Source organism: Micromonospora sp. NPDC000089 (assembly GCF_042899365.1).
Lineage (GTDB): Bacteria > Actinomycetota > Actinomycetes > Mycobacteriales > Micromonosporaceae > Micromonospora.
Genome location: NZ_JBIAZT010000006.1, coordinates 209,708 through 225,623 on the forward strand (window position 1 = coordinate 209,708; position 15,916 = coordinate 225,623).

Annotated in this window: 9 protein-coding genes; all 9 read right to left on the reverse strand. The window is 73.3% G+C overall.

The features are described from left to right. Positions 1 to 2: 2 nt before the first annotated feature. The 9 genes from ACFY3U_RS13985 to ACFY3U_RS14025 are packed head-to-tail and all read right to left on the reverse strand — an operon-like array spanning position 3 to position 15,900. Entirely contained in the window at positions 3 to 3,140 is a 3,138-nt protein-coding gene (locus ACFY3U_RS13985) for an amino acid adenylation domain-containing protein (protein WP_387200229.1), read from the reverse strand. A gap of 3 nt (positions 3,141 to 3,143) precedes the next feature. Next, the gene (locus ACFY3U_RS13990; RefSeq protein ID WP_387200232.1) at positions 3,144 to 10,514 is read right to left on the reverse strand and encodes an amino acid adenylation domain-containing protein; all 7,371 of its coding nucleotides are present in this window, start codon (positions 10,512 to 10,514) and stop codon (positions 3,144 to 3,146) included. A gap of 48 nt (positions 10,515 to 10,562) precedes the next feature. Then, positions 10,563 to 10,757, reverse strand: coding sequence for an MbtH family NRPS accessory protein (locus tag ACFY3U_RS13995; RefSeq protein WP_363675101.1), 195 nt, complete (start codon positions 10,755 to 10,757; stop codon positions 10,563 to 10,565). Between the two features lie 2 nt (positions 10,758 to 10,759). Then, positions 10,760 to 11,623, reverse strand: coding sequence for a [LysW]-aminoadipate kinase (locus tag ACFY3U_RS14000; RefSeq protein ID WP_387200235.1), 864 nt, complete (start codon positions 11,621 to 11,623; stop codon positions 10,760 to 10,762). Positions 11,624 to 11,630: 7 nt separating this feature from the next. Further along, entirely contained in the window at positions 11,631 to 12,650 is a 1,020-nt protein-coding gene (argC, locus tag ACFY3U_RS14005; protein ID WP_387200238.1) for an N-acetyl-gamma-glutamyl-phosphate reductase, read from the reverse strand. After that, positions 12,647 to 12,820, reverse strand: coding sequence for a lysine biosynthesis protein LysW (locus ACFY3U_RS14010; RefSeq protein WP_387200240.1), 174 nt, complete (start codon positions 12,818 to 12,820; stop codon positions 12,647 to 12,649). Before ACFY3U_RS14010 ends, argC begins: the two co-directional genes overlap by 4 nt. A gap of 13 nt (positions 12,821 to 12,833) precedes the next feature. Continuing rightward, entirely contained in the window at positions 12,834 to 13,784 is a 951-nt protein-coding gene (locus tag ACFY3U_RS14015) for a transketolase family protein (protein ID WP_387200243.1), read from the reverse strand. Beyond that, a complete protein-coding gene (locus tag ACFY3U_RS14020; protein ID WP_387200246.1) occupies positions 13,781 to 14,611 on the reverse strand; it encodes a transketolase in 831 nt (276 codons plus the stop codon). The genes ACFY3U_RS14015 and ACFY3U_RS14020 overlap by 4 nt, the downstream gene beginning before the upstream one ends. Then, positions 14,608 to 15,900 carry a DegT/DnrJ/EryC1/StrS family aminotransferase gene (locus ACFY3U_RS14025; protein WP_387200249.1) on the reverse strand — a complete coding sequence of 431 codons (1,293 nt, stop codon included), beginning with the start codon at positions 15,898 to 15,900 and terminating at the stop codon, positions 14,608 to 14,610. The genes ACFY3U_RS14020 and ACFY3U_RS14025 overlap by 4 nt, the downstream gene beginning before the upstream one ends. Between the last annotated feature and the right edge of the window lie 16 nt (positions 15,901 to 15,916).

Below are 15,916 nucleotides of genomic sequence, written 5' to 3' on the forward strand. Positions count from 1 at the left end.
GGTCAGCCGGGCCCGCCGGCAGCCATCGTGGCGGCCAGACCGGCGACCGTGGGATCGGCGAACAGCGTACGGATCGGTAGGTCGATGCCGTAGTCCGCGCGGATCCGGGCCATCAACCGGGCCGCCGTCAGCGAGTGCCCGCCGAGGGCGAAGAAGTTGTCCCGCACGCCGACCGGCGCCGGCAGCAGCAACAGCTCGGCCACGACCGCGGCCAGGCGGGCCTCGACCGGTGTGCGCGGAGCGACCGACTCCTGACTCGACGACGCGCTCCAGTCGGGCTCGGGCAGCTTGCGGTGGTCGACCTTGCCGCTGCGCGTGAGCGGCAGCTCGGGAAGCACCACGTACGCGGCCGGGACCATGTAGTCGGGAAGCGTCCGCCGCAGGTGTTCGCTCAGCCCCGCAGGCGGCCGGTCGGCGCCGTTCGCGGTGACGATGTAGCCGACGAGGCGCACGTCGTCTCTGCCGCCACGCACCGACACCACGGCCTCGGCGACGTCCGGGTGGCTGCGTAGGGCCACCTCCACCTCGCCGCTCTCGATCCGGTACCCGCGGATCTTGATCTGCCGGTCGGCCCGACCGGCCAGCTCGATCCGACCGGTCCGGCGCCACCGGCCGACGTCACCGGTGCGGTACAGGCGGGCACCCGGCCGCCCGGTGAACGGGTCGGGCCGGAAACGGGCCGCGGTCATCCCGGGTGAACCGTGATAGCCGTGGGCCACCCCGGCTCCCGCGATGTAGACCTCGCCGAAGACGCCGGGCGGGACCGGCCGCTGCCGGGAGTCCAGCACGTACAGCCGGGTCCCGGCGATGATCGACCCGATCTCGATCGGGGCCGGCGATCCGGCGACGAGGTCACCGCCGGAGTAGATCGTCGTCTCGGTCGGGCCGTACAGGTTCCACACCCGCGCTCCACGGCCGGCGCCCATCACGTCGGCGAGGTCCCTGGGCAGCGGCTCCCCGGCGGTCATCCGCAGCGTCACGGTCTCCGGGATGCCGTCGGCGTCGACGAGCATCCGCCAGCCGGCCGGCGTGGCCTGCATGGCCGTCGCGCCGCTGTCGATCAGCAGGTCGCGCAGTCGGGCCGGGTCCTTGACCTGGTCGGTATCGGCGACCGCGACGCGGCCGCCGGCCAGTACCGGCGCGAGCAGCTCGACCAGGGCGATGTCGAACGCGAACGTCGACACGGCGACGAACCGGTCCCGCGGGCCGAGGGCCAGCATCGGCACGACCGCGTCGAGCAGCGCCGCGATGCCGCCCTGGGTCACGGTGACCGCCTTGGGCCGGCCGGTCGACCCCGAGGTGAAGATGGTCACGGCCGGGGCCGACGGCGGCCCGTCGAGTACGGGATCGGGCTGCTCGAGGTCCGCCGGGAGCGCGGCCAGATCCACGACCGGTATCGACGCCGCCGCCGGCGGGAGGGCCGGCGCGACCGCGACGCCGCTGTCGACCACGATCGCGGCCGCCCCGGCATCGGCCAGCATCATGGCGATGCGCTGTTCCGGATAGATCGGGTCCAGCGGTATGTAGGCCGCGCCGGTCGACCAGACGCCGAGGACCGTGGGCAGGAGCCGGGCGCCGCGGGGCAGCAGGATCCCCACCCGGTCGGCCGCGCCGACGCCCCGGTCGGCGAGCGCGGCGGCGATCCGCCGAGCCCGGTCCCGCACCTGCGCGCCGGTCAGCTCGCCGTCGCCGCCGGTGACGACGACCGCGTCGCCGTCACATGCCGCGTGCAGCCGGGCCACCGCGGTCGCCCCCGGGTCGAGGTGCGGGCCGCCGTCCGGCCAGCGGTCGGTGACCAGGGCCGACAGATCGGGGGACATGATCTCCGCGTCGGCGACCACGCCGTCCGGGTCGTCGGCGAGGCGGCGCAGGATCGCCCGGAAGCCGTCGGTCACGAGTTGCCCGGTCGCGTCGTGAAAGAGGTCGCTGTTGTAGCTGACCCGCACCCGCGGGCCGTCCGCCGCCTCGGTGACGGTCAGCTCGATCTCGAACTTCGCGGTGCCGTTCTCCACCAGCTCGGGTCGCCAGTGGAGCCCGCCGCGGTCCGGGACGGCCCAGGACTCCTCCATCGCGAACATCACCTGGGTCAGCGTGAACCGGGCCGGGTCGCGGTCCGGGCGCAACAGCTCCACCATCCGCTCGAACGGCAGCTCCTGGTGGGCCAGCGCCCGCACGGTCGCGCGGTGGACGGATCGCACCAGGTCGCCGAGCGTGGCGTCCCGGTCGATCCGGACCCGGATCGGCACGGTGTTCATCAGCAGGCCGACCATCGTCTCCGTCTCCGGTCGGGTCCGGGCGGCCATCGGTACCGCGATCACCAGGTCGTCGCTGTCGGTCAGCCGGGACAGCACGACCGCGTAGGCGGCCAGCAGGACGGCGAACACCGTGCTGCCCTGCCGGGCCGCGAGCTGTCGGAGCGCGTCGGCCAGGCCGTTGTCCAGAGTGGTGTGGATGGACCGACCGGCGAAGGTCTGGCGGGCCGGGTACGGCTCGTCGTTCGGCAGCGACAGCGCCGACGGCGCCTCGGCCAGCTCGTCCTGCCAGAACCGGCCGGCCGGCGCGTACCCGCCGTCCTCGGCGTGCCCGAGCTGCCAGATGGCGTAGTCGGCGTACTGGATTGCCGGCTCCGCGACGGTCGGGGCGCCGTCGCGGAGCATCGCCTCGTAGTCGGTGGACAGCTCGTCGAAGAGGACCCGGAACGACCAGCCGTCGGCCACGATGTGGTGGGCCACGACCGCGAGGACATGGGCCTCCGGCGACATCCGGACCAGGGTGGCCACGGCGAGCGGCCCGTCAGCCACGTCGAAGGTGATGCCGGCCATGTCGCGGATCAGCGCCTGGGCGGCCGGTACCCGCTCGGCGTCGGGCCGGTGCTCGACCGAGGTGATCAGCAGCGGTCGCGGATCCGGCTCGTCGTCGACGATCTGCACCGGCACGCCGGCCTCGTGGCGGAACGTGGTGCGCAGGGCCTCGTGCCGGGCCAGGGCCGCGTCCCAGGCTCCTTGCAGCGCGTCGACGTCGAGCGGACCGTCCAGCCACACCGCCCAGGAGATGTTGTACGTGGGCAGGTCGGGGTCCATCTCGACCAGCAGCCACATCCGCCGCTGGGCGAACGACGTCGGGAGCTCGTAGATTGCCACACCTCAGCCTTCCTGACTCTGCTCAGCGTTCTTCTGGTCCACTGCGACCAGGCGCATTTCGCTGGTGTAGCGCTGGCCGTCGGCGTCGACGAGCCAGGCCTGATCCGGTTCCGGCAGCATCTCCACGACGGTCACCGTCGCCTCCGCCCCGCCGTGGCGGCGACAGCGTCGCACCGACCGGGAAAGCATGTCGATCGACGCGAGGCTGGTCAGGTCCGCGTAGATCGGCTTGCGCTCGCCGGTGAACCGGAGGAACACGTGCCGGGGCAGTCCGTGGCCGGTCGCCCAGGCCCGGGCCTGCAGGTACCGGGCGCTCTCGTCGCCCGTACCGGCGAACGCCAGGTCAGCGGCGGCGAACGTCCACCGCTCCCGACCGACCACGAGATCGTCGACGGTGATGCGGGGCGTGTGGGGGGCGGGCGGCACCGGGTCGAAGCTGTTGACGATCACGCTGATGATCAGGTCGCCGAGGACCGGGAGCAGGTCGCGCTCGAATGTGCCGTCGCGGCGCCGGACCCGCAGCCCGGTCGACGAGTCGATCACGTCGCAGTCGCCCACGGCCAGGGTCGTGGCCGGGTCGTAGCCGTTGGCGTCGTGCGACCAGACGAGCCACCGGTCGCCCGGGGACACCAACGCACCGGCCTGCCGGGTGGCGCTGCCGCCGACCTCGGCCGTCTCGGCCTGCCAGACGACCGGTCCGGCGAGGTCGTGCCGCATGGCCGCGTGGTAGCCGTCCGGGTCGTCGTGCAGCTCCAGCCACGTGCCGTAGCGGGCGGTGACCTTGCTGGGGTGGACCTCACCGAGCACCCAGGTGAGCCGGCCGCCAGTGGCGGCGTCCGCTCCGGCGATCATCAGGTCCGGACTGTGGAACACGGCCGTCGGCCACGGCCGTGGCGGCGCCGGGAACCGGTCGGCCGCCCGCCGTCGCAGGTCGGCCGAGCGCAACCGGACCCGCCGGGAGCCTTCGGGCAGATCGAGGATCGCCGACCAGCGCTCCTGCAGCGCCGTCACCGCGGGCTGGATGATGGCCGACGCCCGGTGGAACAGGGCGTCGTTGACAAGCAGCCAGAAGTCGGCGAACGGCACGACGTCGGTGCCGAGCGCGGCGGCCCGCTTCCGGTAGGCCGCCTCGAAATGGCCGGTGTACGCCTCGGCACAGGCGCCGAGGAACCAACGGGCGCTGTCGAGCACCAGCGCCAACGCATCCCGGATCCCGTCCAGCGTGTCGGCGCCGAGCCGCACGCTGTCGGCGCGCCGGCACTCCTCGTAGGCGACCGTGCGGCCGGCGTACAGCTCGCCGGCCCGTCGGGTGGGCGGGACGCCGGCCAGGCGGGTGAACGTCGCCTCCAGGCCGGCCATGGCCGCGGCCACCCCCTCCGGGTCACCGGCCGCCCCGGCCAGCTCGTCCCGGGCGGTGGTCAGCTCGTCGAGCGCCCGGGTGGCCGCCGCCCGGACGTCGGCGTGGGTGACCCGGGCCAGCAGCGCCCGCATGGTCCGCTCCGGATGGATGTCGGGCGGGGAGATCTCGACCTGCCAGGCCAGTCGGCGCTGGTCCGCCAGCCGGGCCAGCACGGTGAAGACCTCCTCGACGTCACGCAGCCCGGCCGACTCGTCAGCGAGCGCCAGGTCGGCGACCGCGCCGCCGTCACGCGCGCCGTCGACGGCCCGCAGGACCGCCGCCTCGGCCGGGGTCAGCGGCACCGGCGGTGCCAGTGGCACCCGGAGCTGGCTGCCGTCGAGGCCGACGAACGGCATCCGGCGCGGTACGAGCCAGGGCCGAAGGGCCGTGGTGTGGTCGGCCAGGACCGCGGCGACCGCCCAGCCCTCCAGGTAGGTGAGGCGCTCGGCCAGGAACCGCCCCGCCGGATCGTGCGTGATCCGGATGCCGGCGCCGTCGTCGATCCGCGACCAACCCACCGGGCCGAAGAAGCCGATGGTGTCGTTCTTCGCGCAGTACCGCTGCAGGTAGCTCGCGATGAGCGCCTCGTGTTGACGGTCCCTGGTGTCCCGCTTGGCCGGCTGCGGCCCGCGCCGGACGACCGGATCGAGGCCGGTCGTCAGCGCGTGCCGGTTCTGCCAGGCGACCGCTTCCCGCAGCGCCGGCCGGCTGGCCACCTCGTGCAGGACCGCAGACTGGCGTCGTACCGCCGCGGTGAACTCGGCCGAGTAGGTGGCCCTGGCCGGCTCGCCCGCGGCGACGACGGCGTCCGCCGCCGCGGCCAGATCGGCGGCGCCGAGGCCGGTCAGCAGGTGGGCCGGGAAACCGGCCGCCCGCAGGCAGACCGTCCGCCACAGCGCCCAGTCGCCACCCAGGTGGACCAGGTGCGGCGCGAGTTTCCGGCCCGGCGGCGGCTTCGGGGCACGGGCGCGGTAGGCGCGGCGGTCCTGGCGGCCGATGGTGGCCGGTCGCGCCGCGACGGTCGCGGTCCGGTCGCGGGCGGCGTCGATCGCTGCGGCACAGTCGACGAGCGTGGGCTTCTCGTAGAAGGTGGCCATGGGCAGCTCGACGTCGAACACCTCGCGGATCCGGAACATCAGGCGGGACGCCAGGAGCGAGTTGCCACCGAGGGCGAAGAAGCTGTCCTCGCGGCCGACGTCGCCGCCGTACGGGCCGTGGGCGGGCAGCAGCCGCCGCCAGGTGTCGGCCAACCGCTCCTCGGTGTCACCCCGCGGCGGGGTGACCTGCCCGCGGGTCTGGACCTCCGGTGCGGGCAGCGCGCCCCGGTCGATCTTGCCGTTGGCGTTGAGCGGGAACCGGTCGAGGGCCCTGAACCCGGTGGGTACCAGGTATTCCGGCAGGCGACCGACCAGGAAGTCGCGCAGCGACGGCGGCCGCAGGAGACCCGGGTCGACACCGTCGGCCGGTGTCACGTACGCGACCAGGTGCCGCTGCGCGCCCTGACCGGCCGCCAGGACGACCGTGTCACCCACGTCCGGATACGCGCGGAGGACCGACGCGACCTCGCCGGGCTCGACCCGGAAACCGCGGATCTTGATCTGGTCATCGGCGCGGCCGACGAACTCGAGTGTCCCGTCGGCGCGCCAACGGGCCAGGTCCCCGGTCCGGTACAAGCGCGTGCCGCACCCGTGGGGATCAGGCACGAAGGCCCGCGCGGTGGCCGAGGCGTTGCCGACGTAGCCGCGGGCGAGGCCGTCCCCACCGGTGAACAGCTCGCCGGTCACACCGATCGGCACCGGCTGGCCGCTCTCGTCGAGCAGGTGCACGGAGGTGCCCTGGATCGGGCGGCCGATCGGCACCGTCGACGCCACCTGGTGCGGGTCGGTCATGACGTGGCAGGTGGTGAACGTGGTGTTCTCGGTCGGGCCGTATCCGTTGACCAGCGGTCGGCGGCCGCGGGCCGACAGGACGGCGCGCACCGTGCCAGGGCTGAGTGCGTCGCCGCCCGCCAGGAGGACGGGGACACCGGCGACGGCCTCGACATCCGCCTCGGCCAGCTGGTGGAACAGGCCGGCGGTGAGCCAGGCGACCGTCACGTCGGTGGTGCGCAGCAGGGCGGCGATCTCCGGCAGCCCGAGCGGGCCGGGCGGCGCGATCACCGCCGTCGCGCCGGTCAGCAGCGCGCCCCACAGTTCCCACGTGGACGCGTCGAACGCGACCGGGGCGAGATGGAGGAGCCGCTGGCCCGGGCCGAGCGGGGCGAACGACGGGTCGTGGACGAGCCGTGCCACCCCGCGGTGCGGCACGGCGACACCCTTCGGTACGCCGGTCGAGCCCGAGGTGAAGCTGATGTAGGCCAGGCTGTCCGGGTGGGACAGCTCCGGCAACGCCGTCCACTCCTCGGCGGCGTCGGTGGGCTCGGCGTCGACGTACACCGTGTCCACCCCGGGCATCTCGGCCCGGTCGGTGGCCCGCGTCGCCAGCAGGAGCCGGGCGCCAGCGGCGGCGATCATGGCCGCCACCCTGGGCGCCGGACCGCCCGCGTCGATCGGCAGGTACGCGCCGCCGGCCTTCGACACGGCCAGCAGAGCCACCACCAGATCGAAGCCGCGCTCCATCGCCACCGCGACCGGCACGTCGGTGGCCACCCCGTGGCGGCGCAGCCGCGAAGCCAGGGCGTTGCTGCGCCGGTCCAGCTCCGCGTAGGTCATGGATTCGGTGCCGAAGACCAGCGCCGTCGCGTCCGGCCGGCTCGCGACCTGGGCCGCGAACAGGGCGGGGATCGTCCGGCCCGGCTCGGCGTCGGCCACCGCGGGCCCGCGGCTCCAGCGCGCGAGCCGCCGCGACTCGTCGTCTGGGATGAGCCGCAGCCCGTCGATCGCGGTGCCCGGTCGGGCCAGGGCGTCGGTGAGCAGGTTCAGGTAGTGCTCGGCCATCCGGGACATGGTCGACGCGTCGAACAGGTCGGTCGAGTACTCCCAGATCAGGTTCAGATCGTCATCCTCGGGTCGGGACTCCCGGCCCACGCGCTGCGCCCCTCGCGGCACCACGATGATGTTGAGGTCGGCCTTGGCCGAGCCGTTCGCCCGCTCGGTGACCGCACCGGTAAGCCCACCGAAGTCGAGGTCCGGCACGGCCGAGTCGTGGAAGCTGAACATGACCTGGAACAGTGGGAGCCGCGCGGCGTCGCGTTCCGGCCCGATCGCGTTGATCACCGTGTCCAGCGGGGTGTCCGACCAGGCCAGCGCGTCGAGCACGGTCTCCTGGACCTGGTCGAGCAGGTCGGTGAACGACATCCGGCCGTGTGGCCGGGTCCGCAGCACAACCGTGTTGACGATCATGCCGATCAACGGCTGGATCTCGGGCAGGCTCCGGTTGGCCATGCCGGTGCCGACCAGCAGGTCCCGCTGCCCGGTGTACCGGTGCAGCAGGGCGGCGAAGGCGGTGTACATGGTCGAGAACAGCGACACCCGGTGCTGCCGGCTGAACGCGCGCAGCGCGCGGGCCAGCTCGGCCGGGACCTTGATCCGCGGCGCCGCGCCACGCAGGCTCATGACCGGCGGCCGCGAGTGGTCGACCGGCAGCTCCAGCAGAGCGGACGCGCCGGCGAGCCGGGTGGTCCAGTGGTTGACGTGGGCCTTCAGCACGTCACCGCTCATCCACTCCCGCTGCCAGATCGCGTAGTCCGCGTACTGGACGGCCAGCTCCGGCAGGGGCGACGGCTGACCGGCGGCGAACGCCGGATAGAGCGCCGACAGTTCGGACAGGAACACCGCGAGCGACCAGCCGTCGTGGATGAAGTGGTGTTCGACGTGGACGAACGTGTTCTCGCCGTCCCCGTGGCGCAGCAGCAGCCAGCGGGCCAGCGGCGCGCTCGCCAGGTCGAACGGCTGGGCCAGCTCGGCGGCGACCACGTCGTCGGCCTGCTCGCGCGGTACGTCCACCACGCGCAGCGGCGCGCCCACGTGTGCCACCGGCTGCTGCACCGCGACGCCGTCGACGCTGACGAAGGCGGTCCGCAGCATCTCGTGCCGGCGCACGATCTCGTCGAGCGCGGCGCGCAGGGCCCCGGTGTCCACGTCGCCGTGCAGCGACACCGTGGCCTGGAAGTTGTAGGCGATGTTGTCCGGGGCCAACTGCGCGAAGAACCACACCCGTTCCTGCTGGAACGACAGGGGAATGAGCCGACCGCGGTCGGCCCGGGCGATCGACGGCGGGGTCGGTGGGACCGGCGAGTTCAGGTCCGGGTCGGTGTCCACCTCTGGTCGGCCGGTCCGCTCGTCGACCAGGTCGGCGAACGCGGCGATCGTACGGGCGCAGGCCAGCTCGGCCAGGCTGAGCTTCGCGTCGAGCTCGACGGCGATCCGGGCCGAGAGCCGGCCGACCAGCAGCGAGGTGCCGCCGAGGGCGAAGAAGTCGTCGTCGGCGCCGACCGCCACGCCACCGAGCAGGTCGGACACGATCCCGGCCACCGCGCTCTGGGTCGGCGTGCGATGCGGCGCGGTCACCCCGGCCAGGCCGGCGGCCACCCGGTCGGGCGCGGGCAGCGCGGCCCGATCCACCTTGTCGTTGGCGGTCATCGGCAGCGCGGGCAGCACGACGACGGCGGCGGGCACCATGTAGTCGGGCAGCCGGGCCGCCACGAACGCGAGCAGCTCGGCCGGTGTGGCGTCCGCGGCGACGTAGGCGTGCAGCACCGGGTCGGCGGAGCCGGTGCGCTGGGCGGCCACGTAGGACTCCCGGACGGCCGGGTGCTGGCGCAGGACGGCCGCGATCTCGCCGGGCTCGATCCGGAACCCACGGATCTTGACCTGGTCGTCGAGCCGGCCGAGGTACTCGAAGGTGCCGTCGGGCCGGCGGCGGACCAGATCGCCGGTGCGGTACATCCGCTGGCCAGGGACGGTGACGTCGGGCACGAACGACCGCGCGGTGGCGGCCGGATCGTTCAGGTAGCCGCGAGCCACGCACGCGCCGGCCAGGCACATCTCGCCGGGCTCGCCGTCGGGTACCACGTCGAAGCCGTCGAGCACGTGACAGCGCACGCCGTCGACGGGCACGCCGATGGGTGGCGGCACCGGCCCGTCCGACGGCACCGCGGCGGTCGTCGCGGCCACCGTGCACTCGGCCGGGCCGTACACGTTGACCAGGGTGAACGGCAGGCCGGGCGGCGCTCCGCGCTGCAGCGCGGAGCCGCCGGTGTGCATCCACCGCAGCGTGCTGTGCGCCGGCCACGGCACGTCGAGCACCGCCTCGGCCAGCGGCGTGGGCAGGAAGGTCGCGGTGATCCGCTCGTCGGCCAGCCAGGTGACCAGGTCCGGCGGCGAGGCGCGCACGGCCGCGGGCGGCACCACCAGCGTGCCGCCGGCCGCCAGCGTGGGCCAGGTGTCCCACACCGAGACGTCGAATCCGGGGGCGCACAGCAGCGTCGTGCGGTCCTGCGGGCCCAGGCCGAAGGCGTCCCCGTGCCAGCGCATGAGGTTCGCGAGGCCGCCGTGGCGGACCGCGGCCGCCTTGGGCCGGCCCGTCGAGCCGGACGTGAAGATGACATAGGCCAGCGCGTCGTCGTCCGGTCGCGGGACGGGCTCGTAGCGTCCGGTGGGCGCCTGCGCCAGGTCGACGACCTCGGGATCGTCGAGCTCCACGCCGGCCGACAGCAGCGGCCGGGTGGTGATCACGGCGGCGGCCCGGGCCAGGCCCAGCAGCTCCGTGGTCCGCGTCGCCGGATGGGCCGGATCGAGCGGTACGTAGGCCGCGCCGGCCAGCAGCACGGCCAGCTCGGCGACGACGATCTCGGCGGACCGGTCGACGTAGACGGCGACCGCGTCACCCGGTCGCACTCCACGCCGGGTGAGCCGGACCGCCAGACCGCAGGCGTGTCCGGCCAACTCCCGGTAGGTGAGCCGCCGGTCGCCGTCCTGCACGGCGACCGCATCCGGCGCCTGGGTGACGCGGGAATGGAACTGATCGAGGATCATCAGGCATGCTTCCTCTGGTGGTGGCGGCTTGATTCGTGGCGTCGTGGGTCAGGCACCCGACGCCATGGCACGGCGCAGGCTCAGCGGACGCATGTCGGTCCAGATCTCCTCGATGTGGGCCAGGCAGTCTGCCTCGGGGCCGCGGAAGCCCTCACCGCGCCACCCGGCCGGCAGCTCACGGTCGGCGTCCCAGATCGAGTACTGCTCCTCGTCGTTGACGACCACGAGGTAGGTGCGGTCCATCGTCAGTTCCCCTCTCGCGCGGACCGGCCGGCCACCGACGAGGCAGCGGACATGGTCACCGTTGTTCCGGACCCGGCCAGGGCCCGGCTGATCGGATCGGGCACCCGTCCGTCGGCGATCCGCACCGAGGTCACTCCGCCCGCCAACGCCTCACGGGCGGCGACGAGTTTGAGCGCCATGCCGCCGCCGGCGACGGGTCCGGGCGCGCCGGTCGGGGGCACCTCGTAGGTGCTCTGCACGCTGGTGTCGTCCCCCGGGTCGGCGAGCACGCCCGGTGCGCCGGTCAGCAGCACCAGCCGGTCGGCGCCGAGCGCCACCGTGAGCGCCGCCGCCACCCGGTCGGCGTTGACGTTCACCGGGTGGTCGTGCTCGTCGATGGCGGGCGGCGACACCACGGGCACGAGACCGGACCGCAGCAGGCATTCCAGCAGTTCGGTGCGTACGGCGCCGATCTGGCCGCTGTGGTTGTCCCGCACCAGCACGGTCCGGCCGTCCACCACCGAGCGGACGGCCGGTTTGCGACGGGCCTGCAGCATGCCGCCGTCGAGGCCGGTGAGGCCGACGGCGGGCACCCCGAGGCCGGACAACGCGGCGACGAGCGCCGGCTTGACCGCCCCGGCCAGCGCGAGCAGGACGACCTCCAGCATCGCCGGATCGGTGTATCGGGCCGACACCCCGTCCGGGGCGACCAGGGTGCGCTGCGGCACACCCAGCTTGCCGGCCAGCCGGGCGATCTCGCCGGAGCCGCCGTGCACCAGCACGACGGACTCGCCCCTCTGGACGAGCCGGGCGACGTCGGCACAGATGCTCGTGGAGTCCACGGCCGGGTTCCCGCCGCACTTGACGACCGTCAGCAGTCTGGTCACGGCTCTCCTAGCCGGGGTGCAGGCCGGCGAAGGACAGGCCGAGGGTCTCCGGCCAGTCCATGCGGATGTTCAGGCACTGGACCGCGTTGCCGGCGCCGCCCTTCATGAGGTTGTCCAACGCCGCGATGACGGTCAGCCGGCCGGTGTCCTCGTCGAACGCGAACCCGACGTCGCAGAAGTTCGAACCCGCCAGGATCTTCGGCTCCGGGTACCGGTACAGGCCGCGTTGCTGCGCGACCAGCCGGACGAACGGCTCATCGCGGTACCGCTCCCGGAACGCCCGGCGTATCGCCTTGGAGTCGACGCCGGGTTTCGGGGTGACGTGACAGATCGTCTGCACGCCCCGCACCGCCTCCACCCCGGTCGCGGTCATGGTGACCCGCACGCCGACGTGCCGGGTGATCTCGGCCTCGTGCCGGTGTCCGGTCGGCGCGAACACCCGCATCGCCCCGCTGCGGAGCGCGTGGAGGTTGCCCTCGCCGGCGGTGGCCCCGGATCCACTGGATCCGGTGCGCGCGTCCAGCCGCGCGTCCGGCCCGATCATGTCTCGGATCGGGTGCAGCGAGAGCACGCCGGCCACCGCCATGCATCCGGGCACGCTGACCAGGTCGGCGCCGCGTAGGCGCTCCCGGTGCAGCTCCGGAATTCCCGGGACGAACTCGCCGAGCAGGTGTGGCGCGGCGTGCGGAGTCCTGTAGTAGCGCTGGAAGACCTCGGTGTCGTCCAGCCGAAAGTCGCCGGTGAGGTCGATGACCTGCTTGGTGTGTCCGATCCAGCGGTCGATCTGGGTCATCGCGGTGCCGTGCGGCGTGGCCAGGAAGACGGTGTCGTACTCGTCCACGTCGTCCACCGAACAGAACAGCAGGTCGGTGGCGGATCGCAGGTTCGGGTGGACCCCGTCGACCCGTTTTCCGGCGAACCGGGACGAGACCGCGGCCGTCACCTCGACCGCGGGATGGCCGACGAGCAGTCGCAGCAACTCCCCGCCGATGAATCCGCCCGCGCCAACGACAGCGACGCGGATCACTCGCCCCAGTCCTCTTCGATCTCGGGAGCCAGCGCGAGCACCGCCGGACTCAGGGCAACGATCTCCAGATCGTTCCGGCAGCCGACGCACTCGATGATCTCGTTGAGCCGTACCGCATCGCTGATCGGCACCTCGTCCGCGCATTCTGGGCAGGCCGACATGGTGGTCATGGGTGACGTCCTTTCACTGGTGGGTCCCGAGGCGAGCCATCGCGTCGAGTGCGGTGCGGACCATGGTCACGATCCGTTCCGAGGTGATGTCGTAGTGCGTGAGGAGGTGTTCCTGGTTGCCGACCGTGTCGACGAACTGGTCCGGCATCCCCAGCCGCAGGACCTTCGTCGGCGCGGCCTCGGCCAGGGCTTCGGTCACCGCGCCGCCCAGGCCGCCGCTGCGCCAGTGCTCCTCGACCGTCACCACGAGCGCGGCCGGTCGCGCCGCCTCGATCAGCGTCCCGGTGTCGAGGGGTCGCACCGTGTGCAGGTTCAGCACGGTGGTCTCGATGCCGTACCCGGCGAGGGTGTCCGCCGCGGCGAGGCAGGCCAACGTGGGGTAGGGGCCGCAGCACGCGAGGACGGCGTCGCCGCCCGATCGCAGCGTCTGCGCGCGACCGATGACCGGCGCGGGGGCCGGCGGCAGCGGCGGCGACGGTTTACGGTCGAGGCGGACGTAGAGCGGTCCCGGCAGGCTCAGGCTCTGCGCGACGAACGCCTCCGTGGCCGCCGCGTCGGCCGGCACCACCACGGTCATCCCTGGTAGCACCCGCAGCACGGCGAGGTCCTCCAGGGCCTGGTGGGTCGGGCCGAGGTGGCCGGCGGCGAGACCCCCGTGGGTGGCCATGATGCGGACCGGCAGCCGGTTGTACGCAATGTCGATCTTGATGGCTTCCAGTGCGCGCGAGGTGGCGAACGCGGCCATCGTGTTCACGAACGGCATGCGCCCGCAGGCGGCCATTCCGGCGGCGATCCCCATCAGGTTGTGCTCGGCGATGCCGAGGTTGAGGTACTGGTCCCCGGCCGCCGAGGCGTGCTCCGGGCGGAACAGGCCGGTGTCCGTGTCCAGGCAGATCACATCCGGATGCCGCTCCAGCAGGGAGAGCAGGCAGTCCCGGTACGCCTCTCGGACCGCGCGGCTCATCGGGTGCCGTCCGTGACGGTTAGCGCGGCGAGCGCCCGGGCATGGTTGCGCGGCGACAGTGTCACGTAGTGGCTGTCGGGCCGGCCGGCGAGGAATGAGAGCCCGTGCCCCTTGACCGTGCGGGCGATCAGCACGCTCGGCCGGCCCGGCTCCCACGGTGCGGCGGCGAGGTGGTCGGCCAGGCCGGTCGCGTCGTGGCCGTCCAGGTCGCGGACCGCCCAACCGAAGCTGCGCCAGCGCTCGGCCAACGGTTCCATCGGCGCGATCCGCTCGGCCGGGCCGGTGAGCTGCAGCCCGTTGCGGTCCACGACCGCGACCAACCGGTCCAGCCGCAGCGACGCGGCCGCGATGGCCGCCTCCCACACCGAACCCTCCTGGAGTTCACCGTCGCCGAGCAGCACGAAGCTGCGTGAGTCACGGCCGGCGTACCGGTTGGCCAGCGCGAACCCGCATGCCAGCGCGAGACCGTGGCCGAGCGACCCGGTCGGCAGCTCGACACCGGGCACCGCCCGCACCGGATGACCCATCAACCGGCTACCTGGCCGTCCGTATCCGGCGAGCTCCTCGACCGGGAAGAAACCCCGTTCGGCGAGCGTCGCGTAGAGGGCCAGCGCGGCGTGACCCTTGCTGAGCAGGAAGCGGTCGCGGTCCGGGTGGTCCGGCCGCCCCGGGTCCACGTTGAGCACCGAGAAGTACAGCGCGCTGAGCACCTCGACGCAGGAGAAGGCGCCGCCGAGGTGGCCGCCTTCCGGCCCCGCGCACATGTCGACGACGTGGGTGCGGATGCGGGCGGCGACCGCCTCCAGCGTGTCCTGGGCCGTGGTCATGACGCCGCCGCCGCGAGCGTCGCCACCGCGTCCCCGTTCGCCCAGACCTTCTCGAACGCGTCCGCGTAGCGGCCGAGCAGCTCGCCCGATCCCGGATTGAGGTGACGCTTCTGGAGGGCGAGGGAGTCGGCGATGATCGCCCGGGCCACCGGGTAGTCCCCACCCGGGGCCGGTTCGCCGGTCACCGTCCACGGATGGCCGGCGCCGAACCCGACGCGGTCGACGAACACCTTTTGGTCGGGCAGCGGCATGAGCTGGTACTGCGACATCGGCACACCTTCGGCGCGCAGCAAACGCCGCAGCGCCGAGCGCAGCGCCGCCGGCCGTACGTCGTCGGAGAGACCGAACCCGGCCCGCTCGAACCGGATCCGCAGGATGTGCCAGACATGTGTGGTGTCCGGGAGCGCGGTCGGCACGCGCAGGCCGGGCAGCGCCGCGAGCCGGGCGAGAAATTCGGTGACGTTGCGTTGCCGCCGGCGTTCGTACTCGTCGAACCGGGCGAGCTGCGCGATGGTGAAAGCGGCCTGGATCGCGTTCATCTTGTGGTTCCAGCCCAGGCCGTGGGACACGTAGTCACGGTCGCGGCCACTCTCGATCACCTCGCCGAACTGTCGGGCCCGCCGGACCGCCTCGGCCAGCTCGGCACGGCCGGTCACCAGCAGGCCGCCCTCGCCGCAGGTCGGGATGTTCTTCGTGACCTGCAGGCTGAACGCTCCCGCGTCACCGATCCCGCCGACCGGCCGACCCCGGTAGGTCGCGCCGGGGGCCTGGGCCGCGTCCTCGATCACCGCGAGGCCGTGCCGGCGTGCGATGTCGAGGATCCGGTCCATGTCGGCCGGCGCGCCGTGCAGGTGCACCGGGATGATCGCCGCGGTCCTCGGCGTGATCCGACGCTCGACATCGTCCGGGTCGAGGTTGAACGTGACCGGGTCGACGTCGGCGAACACGGGAACGGCCATCTGGTGTACCGGGGCGAGCCCGGTGGCGATGAAGCTGAGCGCGGGCACGATCACCTCGTCGCCCGGACCGATCCCCAGCCCGGCCAGCGCCAGGGACAGCGCGGCCGTACCGGTGGACACCGCGACGCAGTGGTCGAAGCCGAACCGCTGCGCCCAGTTCGCCTCGAGGGTGGCGACCGGGTTCACGCCCTCGGTGTTGGACACCAACCGGCCGCCGTCGAGCGTGTCGAGGACGGCCTTGCGGTCCTCGTCCTCGATCAGCGGCCAGTCCACGCCGCGCCGGTCCTTCGGTACGGCGGCCGAGCCGCCGAACGCTGCCAGCTTGCTCATCGCTGCCTCTCCCGGG